The sequence below is a fragment of the Rhodococcus sp. WAY2 genome (assembly GCF_009859915.1).
Lineage (GTDB): Bacteria > Actinomycetota > Actinomycetes > Mycobacteriales > Mycobacteriaceae > Rhodococcus_F > Rhodococcus_F oxybenzonivorans.
The window spans coordinates 2,649,084-2,663,866 of the sequence record NZ_CP046572.1; the positions used below are offsets into that span (position 1 = coordinate 2,649,084).

The 14,783-nt window shown below is 66.9% G+C and carries 12 protein-coding genes; 10 read left to right on the plus strand and 2 right to left on the minus strand.

Features of this window, described 5'->3' with window-relative positions; genetic code table 11:
• Positions 1-32: 32 nt before the first annotated feature.
• Complete coding sequence (locus tag GFS60_RS12280) at positions 33-716, minus strand: TetR/AcrR family transcriptional regulator (protein ID WP_159921553.1); 684 nt, start codon at positions 714-716, stop codon at positions 33-35.
• 282 nt (positions 717-998) lie between these two features.
• Here GFS60_RS12280 and GFS60_RS12285 point away from each other — a divergent pair, with 282 nt between their 5' ends.
• The 10 genes from GFS60_RS12285 (at position 999) to GFS60_RS12330 (ending at position 13,277) form a co-directional block, all read left to right on the plus strand.
• Positions 999-2,606: a class I adenylate-forming enzyme family protein gene (locus GFS60_RS12285; RefSeq protein WP_159921555.1), complete on the plus strand. Its 1,608-nt coding sequence runs from the start codon at positions 999-1,001 to the stop codon at positions 2,604-2,606.
• Between the two features lie 10 nt (positions 2,607-2,616).
• Positions 2,617-3,387 carry an enoyl-CoA hydratase/isomerase family protein gene (locus GFS60_RS12290; protein ID WP_159921557.1) on the plus strand — a complete coding sequence of 257 codons (771 nt, stop codon included), beginning with the start codon at positions 2,617-2,619 and terminating at the stop codon, positions 3,385-3,387.
• A gap of 22 nt (positions 3,388-3,409) precedes the next feature.
• A complete protein-coding gene (locus tag GFS60_RS12295; protein ID WP_159927103.1) occupies positions 3,410-4,504 on the plus strand; it encodes a Zn-dependent alcohol dehydrogenase in 1,095 nt (364 codons plus the stop codon).
• A 34-nt stretch (positions 4,505-4,538) separates the two neighbouring features.
• A complete protein-coding gene (locus tag GFS60_RS12300) occupies positions 4,539-5,996 on the plus strand; it encodes an aldehyde dehydrogenase family protein (protein WP_159921559.1) in 1,458 nt (485 codons plus the stop codon).
• 110 nt (positions 5,997-6,106) lie between these two features.
• Positions 6,107-7,771: a flavin-containing monooxygenase gene (locus GFS60_RS12305; protein ID WP_159927105.1), complete on the plus strand. Its 1,665-nt coding sequence runs from the start codon at positions 6,107-6,109 to the stop codon at positions 7,769-7,771.
• Positions 7,768-8,142 (plus strand): hotdog fold domain-containing protein, encoded by a 375-nt coding sequence (locus GFS60_RS12310; protein WP_159921561.1) that lies wholly within the window; start codon positions 7,768-7,770, stop codon positions 8,140-8,142. Before GFS60_RS12305 ends, GFS60_RS12310 begins: the two co-directional genes overlap by 4 nt.
• A 5-nt stretch (positions 8,143-8,147) precedes the next feature.
• Positions 8,148-9,446 (plus strand): NAD(P)/FAD-dependent oxidoreductase, encoded by a 1,299-nt coding sequence (locus tag GFS60_RS12315; protein ID WP_159921563.1) that lies wholly within the window; start codon positions 8,148-8,150, stop codon positions 9,444-9,446.
• 34 nt (positions 9,447-9,480) lie between these two features.
• Complete coding sequence (locus tag GFS60_RS12320) at positions 9,481-10,176, plus strand: transporter (RefSeq protein ID WP_159921565.1); 696 nt, start codon at positions 9,481-9,483, stop codon at positions 10,174-10,176.
• Between the two features lie 45 nt (positions 10,177-10,221).
• Complete coding sequence (locus tag GFS60_RS12325; protein ID WP_159921567.1) at positions 10,222-11,604, plus strand: flavin monoamine oxidase family protein; 1,383 nt, start codon at positions 10,222-10,224, stop codon at positions 11,602-11,604.
• Positions 11,605-11,687: 83 nt separating this feature from the next.
• Complete coding sequence (locus GFS60_RS12330; RefSeq protein ID WP_159921569.1) at positions 11,688-13,277, plus strand: AMP-binding protein; 1,590 nt, start codon at positions 11,688-11,690, stop codon at positions 13,275-13,277.
• A 49-nt stretch (positions 13,278-13,326) separates the two neighbouring features.
• On the opposite strand, the gene GFS60_RS12335 is transcribed toward GFS60_RS12330, so the two are convergent.
• Positions 13,327-14,760, minus strand: a complete 1,434-nt coding sequence (locus tag GFS60_RS12335) for an acyl-CoA carboxylase subunit beta (RefSeq protein ID WP_159921571.1) — start codon at positions 14,758-14,760, stop codon at positions 13,327-13,329.
• Between the last annotated feature and the right edge of the window lie 23 nt (positions 14,761-14,783).

Genomic DNA, 14,783 nt, shown 5'->3' on the forward strand with positions numbered 1-14,783 from the left:
CGGTGGGGGCCACAGTCGCTTCTGTGGGGAGTTCAGTCCACGCTGACCCAGGACACCAGCGACCGCATATCCGGCGCGGGCGTGCTCTCGGGGATCTCGACCGTGAGCGTCTCGGCGGAGCCCCCTCCAAGATTGGCCGCCATCCATGTGTCGAGCACGCTGAGGGTGAGCTCCATCTGTATCTGTGCCGCGGCGGTGTCGGTGAACACCAGCCAGTTGAGTGCGAAGCCGTCGGACAGCGCGGCGACCAAGTAGATCAACCGGTCGATCGTGTCCGGTGGAACGTGTTGGCCCGCCGCGGTCAACGGTGCGCCGAGGATCGTACGCATGGTTTCGAAGGCGGCGTTGTACACCAGCTGGGCCTGCGCGCCCTCCCGCTGGCCCCAGCTGATCAGCTCGATGATTGTCGCGCCGAAGGCGGGGTTGTCCAGGTACCACTCCATCAGGCCGCGTAACAACGCCCGTGCGGTGGTCGGAATGTCGCTGTGGACGTCGTTGCGGATGAGCACGTCGCGATACTCACCGGCGAGGTACTCGAACACCGCTCCGAACAGCACCTCTTTGGTGGCGAAGCAGTAGTGCAGCGTCGCCAGTGGAGCCTTCGCCTCCTCGGCGATCCGGCGCGTAGTGGCTCCGTCCACTCCGTGGTCGGCGATCACGCGCACGGCCGCGGCTACCAGCTCGGCGCGACGTTCCGCGGCGGGAATGCGAGCCATGCGAATCTCCTTCTCACCAGATCTGAACGACTGATCAAGTCAAACTCGACATTACCAGCCCGAACAATTCGCCAGACCCGCATCCGTTGCTGTTGGGCGATTAGTTAGTCAAACGCCTTGATCATTTGACCCACTACCGTTACGGTTATGGCAGGCCTCACATTCCCTCGCGAACCAGGCCCATCGAGAACCGTCGACGACGGCGTGCGAGCCGCGTCGGCCGCAGCCCGGCCACTGCAGAGCGATCGACGGCCTACCACCTGCTACCGCGAAGAGGACGACATGACCCAAGTCGAATCGGTCCACGCCGAACGCGCGATCGCGCTCGAACGCCTGTCCGTGGACCCGCCGATCGACACCCTCGTCGGCCTCCTGGCCGACCGGGCCGTCCGCTCGCCCGACCGTGAATTCCTCCGATTCGTCGACGGGTCGTGGACCTTCGCCGAGATCGACGACTGGAGCACGCGGCTGGCCCAGCGGTTGGTCACCGAAGACGGTGTCCGTCCGGGGGACCGCGTTGCGATCATGCTCCCCAACGTGGTGCAGTGGCCGGTCGCCTGGCTTGCGATCCTCGGGGCAGGCGGCGTCGCGGTGCCGGTGAACTCGTCTTACCAGCGCGCAGACCTCGAATTCGTGCTGCGGGACTCCGGTGCCCGGGTGATGTTCACCGACGCCGCGCACACCCCGATCGTCGAAGAGGTGCGCGCCGCCAATGACGATCTGGCCGATGTCCGGATCGTCGGAGTCGGTGCACGCGACGAGCTCACGCAGTATCCGGCGGCGTGGCCGGGGGTTGCCATCTCCGGCGACACCCTCGCGAACCTCCAATACACCTCAGGCACAACCGGATTCCCCAAGGCCTGCATGCTCACCCACGATTACTGGACCCGGCTGGGCTGGGTCTGCGCGAACGCAGCCGGTCTCGGCCCCGACGACGTGGCCCTCACCTCGCAGCCATTCTCCTACATGGACCCGCAGTGGAACACGTCGTTATGCCTCACGATCGGCGCGCCGCTGGTCGTGCTTCCCCGGTTCTCCGCCTCCGGTTTCATGGCCGACGTCCGAAAGCACCGGGCCACGTTCTGCTACGTGCTCGGTTCCATGCCCACGCTGCTGTTCAAGCAGCCGCCCAGCCCCGACGACCGCGACAACGACCTGCGCATCGTGCTGTGCTCGGCCATTCCGGTCGCGTTGCACGCCGAGCTCGAACAACGCTGGGGCGCGCCGTGGCGGGAGATCTTCGGGATGACGGAGAGCGGGGTGGACCTGTTCAGCCTGCCCGAGAGGGCCGGTGATGTCGGCAGCGGACGACTGGGTCAGCCGGTGCCGACCAAACAGGTCCGCGTGGTCGACCCGCAAGGCCGTGAGGTCGGCGACGGTGAATCCGGCGAACTGATCACCGCGGGCAAGCCGATGATGCTCGGCTACTGGAACCGGCCCGAGGAGACCGCGCAGGCCCTGCGCGACGGCTGGCTGCACACCGGCGACGTCGCGGTGCGCGAGGCGGGCAGCTATCGCCTGGTCGGCCGGATCAAGGACATGGTCCGTCGCGGCGGGGAGAACATCGCCAGCGCCGAGGTCGAACGGGCGCTCGAACGCGACGACACCGTCGTCGCGGCCGCGGTCGTCGGTGTCCCCGACGAGCTGTTCGGTGAGGAAGTCAAGGCCTTCGTGCAGCTGGCAGCAGGCGTCGAGGAGGGTCGCGAGACTGCCGAGCGGATTCTCGGAAATCTTCGAAACCAACTGGCGCGCTTCAAGGTTCCGCGCTACGTCGAGTTCGTCCCCGATTTCCCGCGCACGCCGTCCGAGCGGGTGTCGAAGCCTGCGCTGAAGATTCGCGCCGCCGAGCATCCCGGCACCACCTACGACCTGCAACCCCCGCGTGCCTGAGGAGCCAGACATGACCGACCCCTACCTGGACGTGCACATCGACGACGACGTCGCGGTGCTCACGCTGAACCGCCCAGCGAAGCTGAACGTGATGGATGTGGCCACCCGGGTGCTGCTCGCGCAGACGATCCGCCGGTTCGGTACGGGTGATCTCGTCCGCGGGATCGTCCTCACGGGCACCGGGCGGGCATTTTCCGCCGGGGAGGACCTGCAGGCGGTGCCGACCGACTACGACGAGATTCGCGAAGCCTTCGCGACCTTCCATGACATCACGCGGGCAATTCTCGAGACGAAGGTTCCCGTCATCGCCGCCGTCAACGGTATTGCGGTGGGCGGTGCCTCGGAGATCACGCTCTGCTGCGACTCCCGGATCGGCAGCCCCGCCGCCGAGTACTACCAGCCGGAGAACCACCGCGGGATCATCATTTCGAACGCTGCCAGCCTCCTGATGGGCCGGCTGGTGCGCAATCATGCGATGCGAATCATTCTCGGCTCCAGCCGGATCGGCGCGGAGGAGGCCCTGCGGATCGGGCTGCTCGACGAGATCACCGCCCCAGAGGCGCTCGTGGACCGCGCGGTCGAGGTGATCCGGCAGTGGAACACCGACCCTCGTATCACCGCGCTGCACCTGGGTTTGCTGCGGCCGCGCCTCGAAGCCATCGAGGCCGCGTTCGCCCGCGAAGACGACGCCGCCCGCCAGTCGTGGGAGTCCGGCGCCTTCAGCGAAGGCATCGAGGGCTTCTGGACATCGAAAAACGCGGCGCCATCGGCGTCGCAATAGCGCAATCAAGATCGGAGACATGATGATCACCACCGAAGCAGCTGTCCTCACTGCGGTGAACGAACCGCTGGAATTCACCGAGATCCAGGTCGACGACCCGGAGCCCCACGAGGTCCGCCTCGCCGTCTCGAATGTCGGCCTGTGTCACAGCGACCTGCACTACATGACCGGTACCGTGGGCGCCGACCTGCCCGTGGTCGTCGGGCACGAGGTGGCGGGCGTCGTCGAGTCGGTCGGCTCCGGGGTCTCCTCGTTGCTCCCCGGCGACCGCGTCGTGGGCGCGCTCACGCCGTCGTGTGGGTTGTGCCGCAACTGCCAGGTCGGGCATTCGACGCAGTGCCAGCGTGTCGCGCAGATTCGGCAGCGGTCGCGCCCGGCTTTCCAACTGCCGGGAGGCCAAGTCGTCGAGCGACTCGGCGACGTCGGCGCGTTCTCCCGCCACACCCTGATGCGGGAGAACTCGCTGGTGAAGGTTCCCGACGAGGTGGGACTGCATGTCGGGTGCCTGCTCTCGTGCTGCATCATCACCGGTGTCGGCGCCGTGTTCCGCGCCGCCCAGGTACGCCCCGGCGCGACCGTGGCCGTGATCGGCTGCGGCGGTGTCGGATCGGCCATCATTCAAGGGGCGCGGCTCGCGGGCGCCTCGGCGATCGTCGCCGTGGATCTCGACGAATCCCGGCTCGCGGCGGCCCGGACCTACGGTGCCACGCACGTTGTGAACGGGGCGGCAGATGTCCCTGCTGAGATCCGGAACGTGCTCGGCGACGGGGTGGATTACTCGTTCGAGGCCGTCGGCAACGCGCGGACCGCGGCTACCGCGCTGGCGGTCCTGCGGGCCACGGGCACCGCATGCCTCGTGGGTATCGCGCCCGACGGCACCGATCTCACCCTCCCTGCGTCGGACTTCTTCTTCGGTGAGAAGCGCCTCATCGGCTCCTACATGGGCTCCGGCCAAGCGCACGAGGATATTACGCAGTTCGCGCACCTCTACCTGCAGGGTCGCCTGCTGCTCGACGAGATGGTCAGCGACGTCATCCCGTTCAGTGAGGTCGACAAGGGCTTCGAAGCGATGAAGTCGGGAGAGGTAACCCGCATCGTCGCCGACCTCACCGTGTGAACCCCCACCCCTTCGAGCACCCAGGGAGCCCCAGATGGCGAATCCGCAACTGTCCCAGCCAGTCAATTACATTGCCGACGAGTGGTCCGAGTGCCAGACGATCCCGGACGCGTGGAATCTCGACCCCAACACCGGCCAACCCGTCCACCGGGCCGTCACCTCGAGTCCGGACGACGTGGAGCGCGCGCTGCGCCATGCCGAACGGTCCTACGGCTTCGAACGCTGGGACGACACGGCGAGAGAGGAGCGTGCGGCGGTCATCGAGCGCGCAGCTGAGATCGTCGAGACCCGGATCGAAGACATCGCCCGGACCGACGCTCTCACCAGCGGTGTCCCGATCGCGAAGGCCCGGATGGTCGCGGAGTTCCTCCCGCACAGGATCCGCTCGTCCGCGGCGGAGCTACGCACCATCCCGCGGCGCACGGCGCTGGCGGCCGGCGGCCGCGACGTGCGGCTGTACAAGGTCCCGTGGGGGCCCGCGGCCATCCTCACCCCATGGAACGGCCCGAGTTTCATTCCCGCCGCGAAGATGGTGAGTGCGCTGGCCGCCGGGTGCCCTGTCATCCTCAAGCCCTCGGAGCACGCGCCGAGCAGCGCCCAGATCATCGTCGAGAGCTTCGTCAAAGCCGGGCTGCCCGCGGGCGCACTGCAGCTCGTCCACGGCGCGGGCGATGTGGGAGCGGCGATCACTGGTGATCCCCGGGTGAAGATCGTCTCGTTCACCGGCGGACCGACCGCGGGCCGGGCGATCGCCCGCGCGGCAGCGGAAGACTTCAAGGTGCTCCAACTCGAGCTCGGTGGCAACAACCCGGCCCTCGTGCTGGATGACGCCGACATCGACGTGGCCGCCGACGGCATCCTCGAGGGGATGACCAAGCTCAACGGTCAGTGGTGTGAGGGGCCCGGGAAGGTGCTGGCGCACAAGAGCCTCGTCGAGCCGCTCCTCCGCGCGCTGATCGATCGCATCTCCCGCATCGAGATCGGACACTCCCTCGAAGAGGCCACGCAAGTGGGCCCCATTTCGAACGCGCCACATTTCGCCACGCTGCAGAGCCGGATCGAAGGGCTGCGGGCGCACGGCGCGACTATCCATCAGCCCGCGAACCTCCCCGCACTTGACGGATTCTTCCTGTCGCCCACCGTCGCTACGGGAGTCGACGCATCGTTGGCGACCGCCGAGCTGTTCGGGCCGATCGTCAGCCTGCACGCCGTGGAATCCGACGAGGACGCACTGCGCGTGGCCAATGCGAACCCGTCGGGTCTGGACGCCTACGTGTTCGGCGGCGACGTGGACCGCGCCATCGAGGTCGGATCCCGGGTGCTGTCGGGCGAGGTCCGAGTGAACGGTGCCAAGGTCGCCGATCTCGCCGACGGTTCGGCACAGAGCTTCTGGGGCACGTCCGGAATCGGCGGTCACGCCCCCGGCGAGTCCGTCCGCGTGTTCTGCGGCGACCGCGTGGTCGGCGTCGATGCACCCGATCTTCCGATGTAGCGCCCGGGACACTTTTCCGTCACCTCTTGACTGTGACCAGGACCACTGGTGTACTGGACTCAGTCAACTGATCCAGTCATATGATCACCAAGACGAAAGCGGCAATTTCCATGAACTTCCCCTCCACCTCGGATACCGGGATCGTCGATGTCATCGGCGTCGGCGCCGGCTTCTCCGGCCTCTACCTCTCGCACCGGCTCACGAGGGCGGGGTGGACCTTCGCCGGGTTCGAGGCCGGACCCAGTGTCGGCGGCACCTGGTTCTGGAACACCTACCCCGGCGCCCGCTGCGATGTCGAGAGCATCTACTACTCGTACTCATTCGACGAGGCGCTCCAGCAGGAGTGGACGTGGAGCCAGCGATTCGCGCCGCAGGCCGAGATTCTGAGCTACATCGAGCACGTCGCCGACCGCTTCGACCTGCGTAAGCACTTCACGTTCAATACCCGAGTTGTCAGCGCGACATGGAACGCGGACGACCGGCTGTGGGAGGTACAGCTGGACAACGGTGAGACTCGCCGCAGCCGCTACCTGATCTCGGGCGCCGGCGGCCTGTCCACCCCGAAGGACTTCGACGTGCCAGGCCTCGCGAACTTCACCGGACTCCAGGTATCCACCAGCCGGTGGAATATCTCGCTCGACGACCTCGCCGGCAAGCGCGTTGCCGTGATCGGCACCGGATCTTCCGGGGTTCAGGCCATCCCCCTGATCGCGGAGGTGGCCGAGCACCTCACGGTGTTCCAGCGCACCCCGAACTATGTGATGCCCGCACGCAACGCCGACCTCCCCCCGGAGCAGGTCGCCGCCATCAAGGACGACTACCCGGCGATCCGAGAAGAATGCCGGCACTCACCCGGCGGCATCCCCGACCGTCCCGTCACCGACAACGCCTTCGACGTCTCGGACGAGGAGCGCCAGCGGCGGTACGAGGAAGCGTACGAGCGCAGCGGCTTCCAGGGCGTCGGCGCCGAGTTCGCAGACCTGCTCACTGATCCCGAGGCGAACCGGACCGCCTCGGAATTCATCCACGACAAGATCCGCGAGATAGTGAAGGATCCGGTCACGGCGGAACTGCTGGTGCCCAAGTACCACCCACTCGGCGCCAAGCGCAGCGTGTTCGGCACCGACTACTACGAGACCTATAACCGGCCGAACGTGTCGCTGGTGTCGCTGCGTGGCGAGTCGATCGAGACGATGACCGAGAACGCGATCGTCACCTCGAAGGGCACCTACGAGGTGGACGCCATTGTGCTCGCGATCGGGTTCGACGCCTTCACCGGCCCGCTGTACGGGCTGAATATCACCGGCGCGTCCGGCGAGAAGCTGCAGGAGGCCTGGAGCGACGGTATCCGCTCCTACCTCGGGGTCATGGCCGCCGACTTCCCCAACTTCTTCATGGTCGGCGGACCGCTGAGTCCCGCGCTGGCCAGCAACGTGGTGGTGACGATCGAGCAGGCCGTCGACTGGATCGCCGACCTCATCGAGCACGCCCGCGACTCCAACGCCACGCTGATCGAGGCCACCCCTGAGGCCCAGGACGACTGGGTGGACATCACCGAGGGGACCGTCGCCCAGACGCTGTATGCCACGACCGACTCCTGGTATCGCGGCTCCAACATCGAGGGCAAGCCCAACACCTTCATGGGCTACGTGGGTGGCGTGGGCAAGTACCGCCGGATGTGCACCGAGATTGCCAAGCGCGGGTACCCCGGCATCCAGATCGACGGCGAAGCGCAGTCCCGCACCCTCGGCCCCATCCATCAGGAAATCTCATGAGTAAGACCGTGCACCGGCGCTATGTCGCCTTCTCCGACGCACACTATGCCGGAAACCTGGTCGACGGTGCCTTCGCCCTGAAGTTGTTCGGTGACGTCGGCACGAACCTGTCGATCGAGATCGACGGCCACGAGGGGCTGTTCGCCGGCTACTCGTCCGTCGAGTTCCTCGCCCCGGTTCGTGGCGGCGATGTCGTGGAGGCCGAGGCCGCGCTGGTGAAAAAGGGCAACCGCAGCCGCACAGTCGATTTCGAGCTCCGGGTGATCTGCCGCGGTTCCGACGACACCGGCCGCTCGCAGGTCCTGGAGACGCCCCTGGTCGCGGTGCGCGCTCGCGGCACCGCGGTCATTCCTGCAGATGATACGGAGTAGAAGCCATGGAGCTGATCCACGACACTGGCTGGGCCGCAACGCCTGTCGCCGCTGAACCATCCCTGCGCGGTGACATCGACTGCGACGTGGTGATCGTCGGCGGCGGCGGGGGCGGCATGTCGGCCGCACTGCGCCTCGCGGAGAGAGGCGTTGACGTGGTCCACCTCGAGGCGAAGACCCTCGGCTGGGGCGCGACCTCCCGCAACGCCGGATACATCACCAACTCCATCGCCGCCGATCCGGAAATGCTGGGCTTCCTGCTGAAGCGCGAACGGCTGCGCGACCTCTACCGGTACGCCGAGAACGCGGTGCACTTCGCCGAAGATGCCATCACACACCACGGGATCGACTGCGGCTACCAGCAGGAGGGGATCGTGATGGCCGCCGTGTCCAAGGGGCAGCTGCGGCACGCACGCCGCAACGCGAAGGTCATGGCCGCGGCCGGATCGTCGGCCGAATTCGTTGAAGGTCGCGCAGCAGGCCTCCCGGACGGCTTCCTCGGCGGAGTGCGTGAGGGCGTCGGCGGCACGCTCAACCCGGGGGAGTTCGTGCTCGGTCTGCGGGCCGCGACGATCGCGGCCGGCGTGCGTGTCTACGAGCACACCCTCGCCCGCGACGTCACGGACACCGGCGGCGGGGTCACCGTCGAAACACCGGACGGAAGAATTCGGGCTCGCAAGGCGCTGCTGACCACAAACGCCAACAGCAACGGCTTGTCCATCGCACCGAAGCACCTCGCCAGCCCGGTGTGGACGTCCCTGGTGGAGACCGAACCCGTCGCACCCGAGCGACTCGACGAGATCGGCTGGACCAGCCGTGCCCCGATGGTCACGCTGCACATGATCATCGAGAGCTACCGCATCACCCCGCGGGGCACGATCGTGTTCGGCACCCGCCGCGTACAGACCGGGCGGAACCCACTGCCCGACCGCACCCCCGCGCGGAACGTCGCAGACGATCTTGTCCGCGGATTCCACGACAGATTCCCGGGCCTGCGCGACGTCAAGCCGCAGCGGGCGTGGGGTGGCTGGATCGGCATGAGCTCCACCTGGCTCCCCGCCGCCGGCGAGGCCTCTGACAACGTGCTGTACTCGCTCGCCTGCAACGGCCACGGCTTCGCCCAAGCACAGTATGTGGGCCACCTGCTCGCGGACCGCATCGGCGGTGCGCCGCTGCACGACGACCTGGCGGCAATTTGGCACGGGCGCAAGCGCTTCTGGCCCAGCCTCGTCAGCGGCCCCGCGCTGTACGCGGCCTGGCTCGCCGACCGCGCCTCCGACCGCCTGGCAGCACTCACGAAATAACTATCGGCGTAAGCCACCTTCCAAGGAGATGCTCATGTCCATCAAAGAACTGCTCTTCGCGGTCTCGGACATCTGGATGATCGCCGTCGGATTCACCTACGGGATCAAGTTTATCCGGAACTACAAGAATTACCTGCTCGGCATCGAGTGGATCGTCGTCGCGACGTCGGGCACGAATTTCCTGCTCTACGGTCTCCTGAAGGCTGGTCACGACAGCCCGATGTATGCCTTCGCCTACTTCCTGGACGCCTTCTCCCGGTCGATCGGCATCACGCTCATCTTGGTCCTGGGGCTGATGAAGGTCACCCACCGGTACAAGCCGTCCGCGGCGGTGGACATCGGCGCGTTCGCCCTGGCGGGTGTGGTGGGTTTCCTCCTCAGCCATTTCGCGGAGGAGATCGGTCTGCCCGGCAAGATCTTCTACATCGTGGTCAACGTGCTCACCACGATTTTCCTCATCTACTTCGTCAAGCGGCTGTGGGGCATCGGCGAGCGCGGGCACGCGGCGTGGGCCGCCGTCGCCACCGCCTGCGGGTTCGTCATCGCGGCGACCTACGACTTCGTTTCCATTCCAGGGGACGACGCCGAGCACACGATCTTCTACATCTTCGCACTGTCCACGTGGGGCCTGCAGATGTTCGCGTACTACCGCGCCTACCGAGCATTCGACGCCTACAACAAGCGCGTCGACGCCCAGACGGTCAGCGGCAGCGCTCCAGCAACGGCGTAAGCGGCCGAACCCTCCGTGGAGATCGATCCATAGTCAGGAACCGAAATGTCAACGCATGTCATGCACGAAGAGACCACCGAGGTTGTCGTCGTCGGCGCCGGAATGTCGGGTCTGATGGCGGCCACCACGCTGGCGCCGGAGACCGACGTGGTGGTGCTCGAATCCACCGAGCGCACCGGTGGACGCGTCGAGACCGTCCGTCGGGGCGACTACTGGATCAACGTCGGCACCCAGTTCACCGAGGGCACCGGCACGCTGATCGATGCCCTCGACCGGCACGGCATCGAGATGGGCTCGCTCGCAGGCAAGAGCGTCGCGCTGTACTTGAACGGCGAGGTGGTCGACACCTCGAACCCCGTCGCGCTCATGTTCCGCACGCGGATGACCATGATGGACCGTATCGGCATGGCCATCGTCGGTGCCCGCATCCTTTCGGTCATGCCGTTCCTGGAGTCGCAGAGCCGTATCGCGCAACGGGTTCGCGCCAAGCTCGACACCAAGCTGGCGTCATACCTGCTGAAGGGTGTCCGGTCGCAGTTGGCCGCCGCCGTCGTGCGGTCGTGGTCGGCGCAGTGGATGGGATGCGAGGTGGAGGAGACGGCCGCCACCCAGTTCGTCACCTCCGTGGGCCTCGCGCTGGCCGACCCGGAGAAGATCCCGAACTTCTCGCTGCCGGTGGGTGGCAATCAGACGTTGACCGACGTGCTGACGGAAGATCTCGGTGGCCGTATCCGGCTGAACTCGGTGGTGCGCTCGGTGCGGCAGGACGGTGACGGCGTGGTCGTCGACTATCACGACGGTGACCGACCGGTGCGGTTGCGGGCAAAGCGCGCGATCGTGACCGCACCCGCCGATGTCGCCGAGCGAATCATCCCGGACCTCCCGCAGCAGCACCGGAATGCTTTCAACGACATCACCTACGGCCGGTACGTGATCGTCGGATTCTTCACCGACGAAGTCGGGCCGCAGCGCTGGGACGACTACTTCGCTGTCTCGACGCCGCAACTGTCGTTCCAGGCGATGTTCAACCACGCCGCCGCGATGCGGAACGGCGACAACCGTAAGCCGGGTGGAGCACTCGCCTGTTTCGCCGGTGGCGCTCACGCCGACGCGTTGTTCGACCTCCCCGACGAGGAGATCGTGTCGCGATACCAGCAGGACCTGCTCGCAGTGTTCCCCGAGCTGGAAGGGAAGCTGGGCGAGGGCATCGTGCGACGGCACCGTCGGGTCGTGCCCTTCTGGGCGCCCGGGCGGAGGAACTCGCTTCCGACGTTGCGTGATCCGCTCGGCACCACCTACCTCGCCGGCGACTATCAGCTCGAATTGCCCTCTCTCGCCGACGCGGCCACGTCGGGCGAACGGGCGGCGAAGGCCGTACTGGCGAGCCTGAGCGGCGTGGGGGTGCAGGGCGTCCCGACACGTTCCTGAATCAGCTCCCGTCCCAGCGCGCCCGGCAACCGGGCCGCGATACCCACACCCCACTGCTGCAATATTTCGAGGGAGAGGCCCCAGTGAGCTTCAAGAGCCCGTTTCCGGACGTCGAGATTCCGAACCTCAGCGTCTACGACTTCCTCTTCGGCCAGGTCGATGCGGCCGATGGGGATCGGCCGGCGCTGATCGACGGCGCTTCCGGTGCGGTCACCACGTATCGGGCGTTGATCGCCCAGATCAACGGGGTCGCGGGGGCGCTCGCCGCGCGCGGGTTGGCCGTCGGTGAGGTGGCGGCGTTGCATTCGCCGAACGTGCCGGCGTTCGCGTCGGTGTTCCACGGGATCCTGAGGGCCGGTGGGGTCGCGACCACGATCAACGCGTTGTACACCGCCGAGGACATCGCCAAGCAGCTCACCGACTCGAAGGCGAAGTTCCTGTTCACCGTCTCCCCGCTGCTGCCGCAGGCGGAGGCCGCGGCCGCGCAGGTCGGGATCCCGGCCGCGCACGTGATCGTGTTGGACGGTGCGGACGGGCACCCGTCGCTGCAGGATCTGCTGGCCGAGGGGGCGCCGGCGCCGGAGGTGTCGTTCGACCCGGGCACCCAGTTGGCGGTGTTGCCGTATTCGTCGGGCACCACCGGCCGGCCGAAGGGGGTGATGCTCACCCACCGCAACCTGGTGGCCAATGTCTGCCAGATCGACCGGCCGATCGGGATCGGTGCCGACGACAAGCTCCTGGCGGTGTTGCCGTTCTTCCACATCTACGGGATGACGGTGCTGCTCAACGCCGCCCTGCGTAAGCGGGCCGCGCTGGTGACGATGCCGAAGTTCGACCTGGTCGAGTTCTTGACGATCGTCGCGGAGCAGAGGTGCACGTATGTGTTCATCGCCCCGCCGGTGGCGGTGGCGTTGGCCAAGCATCCGCTGATCGATCAGTACGACCTGTCGAGTGTGCATTCGATCTTCTCCGGGGCCGCCCCGCTGGATCAGGAACTGGGTAAGGCGGTGGCGAACCGGCTCGGGTGCCGGGTGCGGCAGGGGTACGGGATGTCGGAGATGAGCCCGGTCTCGCATGCGATTCCGTTCGACCGGGACGATATTGCGCTGGACTCGGTGGGTCCGACCATCGCGAACATGGAATGCAAGCTGGTCGATCCCGGGACCGGTGCGGAGATCGAGCAGCCGGCCGAGGGGGTCAGTGCGGCGGGGGAGTTGTGGTGCAAGGGCCCGAACATCATGGCCGGGTATCTCGGTAACGAGGAGGCGACCGCGGAAACCCTGGATGCGGATGGGTATCTGCATACCGGGGACATCGCGACGGTGGATTCGGAGGGGGTGGTGACGATCGTGGACCGGATGAAGGAGTTGATCAAGTACAAGGGTTATCAGGTGCCGCCCGCGGAGTTGGAGGCGTTGTTGTTGACGCATCCGCAGATCGCCGACGCCGCCGTGATCGGGGTGCTCGACGAGGATGGTGAGGAGGTGCCCAAGGCGTTCGTGGTCCGGCAGCCCGGCGCCGACCTGGACGAGGACGCGGTGATCGCGTTCGTCGCCGAGAAGGTCTCCCCGCACAAGAAGGTCCGCAAGGTCGAGTTCATCGACCTGGTGCCGAAATCGGCCGCCGGCAAGATCCTCCGCAAGGACCTACGCGCCGCCGAGGCCGCAAAGTAGACACTCCGACATGACTCACACCGAACCGACCGCGGTGTGGTCTACCGAATCAGAGCGGGATGTTCTTGTGATCGCCGCGATGCGCGGGGGCGGCCGCGAGGGCTGCGGTGATGACGCTGCGAGTCTTGGCCGGGTCGATCTCCTCGTCCACCACGCCGATCGCGACGGCGCGATCGACACCACCGGCGATGCTCTCGTGCTCGATGGCCAGACGCTCGTGCAGCGCCTCACGCTCTTCTTCGGGAGCGGCGGCGAGCGCGCGCTTGTGCAGGATGCCGACCGCAGCCTTGGCGCCCATCACGGCGACCTCGGCGTCGGGCCAGGCGTAGACGGCGGTGGCCCCGAGCGCGCGAGAGTTCATGGCGATGTAGGCGCCACCGTAGATCTTGCGCGTGACCACCGTGACCCGGGGAACCTTGGCCTCGGCGAACGCGTGGAGCAGCTTGGCGCCCCGGCGAACCACGCCTTCCCATTCCATGCTGACGCCGGGGAGGTAGCCGGGGACGTCGACGATGACGACGAGGGGGATCCCGAACGCGTTGCACAGGCGCACGAAACGCGCCGACTTCTCCGCACTTTCGGAGTTGAGGCAACCGCCGAGGCGAAGCGGGTTGTTGGCGATGACGCCGACCGTGCGGCCGCCGAGGCGGCCCAGCCCGGTGACGATGCTGCGCGCGTAATTGCCCTGCAACTCTTCGAAGCTCGACTCGCCCTCGACGTTGTCGAGCAGTTCGTGCACGATCGGGCGAACGTCGTAGGCGCGCTTGGCTGACTCCGGCATGAGGGCGCGGAGATCGGTGTCACCGTGTTCGGCTGCGGCCTGGTCGAATTCGCCTTGCTCGCAGAACATCGACACGAGGCGGCGCGCCCGATGCAGGGCATCGGCCTCGTCGTGGGCGGCGATGTGCGCCACACCCGACTTCTTGGTGTGGGTGTCGGGGCCGCCGAGGGACACCATGTCGACCTGTTCGCCGGTGACACTGCGCACCACGTCGGGGCCGGTCACGAAAACGCGGGCCTCGGGCGCCATGATGACGATGTCGGTGAGGGCGGGGCCGTATGCCGCTCCGCCGGCGGCGAAGCCGAGTACTACGGAAATCTGGGGGATGCGACCGGAGGCACGCACCATGGCCTCGAAGACGAGTCCGACGGCGTGCAGCGCCTCGACGCCTTCGGCGAGGCGCGCGCCACCCGAATGCCAGAGCCCGACGATGGGGGCATCTTCCTCGAGGGCGGTGTCGATCGCCGTGACGATGTGCTTACAACCTTCGACTCCCATGGCACCGCCCATGACGGTGGCATCGGAGCAGTAGGCGATGGTGCGGACACCGTCGATGTTGCCGGCCGCAGCCAGCACACCGGACTTGTCACGCGGGTGCAAGGGGACGACGGTCCCGGCATCGAACAGCTTCTCCAGACGCGCAAGGGGGTCGCGTGGATCGACTGACGCATCGGACTTCGTTGCGGGTGCCAAGATTGTCATCGCGTCCTCCTTGTAGCGGCCCT

Coding starts and splice junctions, on each gene's coding strand:
- GFS60_RS12285 (WP_159921555.1), top strand. CDS start 999: ATGACCCAAGTCGAATCGGTCCACGCCGAACGCGCGATCGCGCTCGAA.
- GFS60_RS12295 (WP_159927103.1), top strand. CDS start 3,410: ATGATCACCACCGAAGCAGCTGTCCTCACTGCGGTGAACGAACCGCTG.
- GFS60_RS12300 (WP_159921559.1), top strand. CDS start 4,539: ATGGCGAATCCGCAACTGTCCCAGCCAGTCAATTACATTGCCGACGAG.
- GFS60_RS12280 (WP_159921553.1), bottom strand. CDS start 716: ATGGCTCGCATTCCCGCCGCGGAACGTCGCGCCGAGCTGGTAGCCGCG.
- GFS60_RS12310 (WP_159921561.1), top strand. CDS start 7,768: ATGAGTAAGACCGTGCACCGGCGCTATGTCGCCTTCTCCGACGCACAC.
- GFS60_RS12335 (WP_159921571.1), bottom strand. CDS start 14,760: ATGACAATCTTGGCACCCGCAACGAAGTCCGATGCGTCAGTCGATCCA.
- GFS60_RS12325 (WP_159921567.1), top strand. CDS start 10,222: ATGTCAACGCATGTCATGCACGAAGAGACCACCGAGGTTGTCGTCGTC.
- GFS60_RS12320 (WP_159921565.1), top strand. CDS start 9,481: ATGTCCATCAAAGAACTGCTCTTCGCGGTCTCGGACATCTGGATGATC.
- GFS60_RS12290 (WP_159921557.1), top strand. CDS start 2,617: ATGACCGACCCCTACCTGGACGTGCACATCGACGACGACGTCGCGGTG.
- GFS60_RS12315 (WP_159921563.1), top strand. CDS start 8,148: ATGGAGCTGATCCACGACACTGGCTGGGCCGCAACGCCTGTCGCCGCT.
- GFS60_RS12305 (WP_159927105.1), top strand. CDS start 6,107: ATGAACTTCCCCTCCACCTCGGATACCGGGATCGTCGATGTCATCGGC.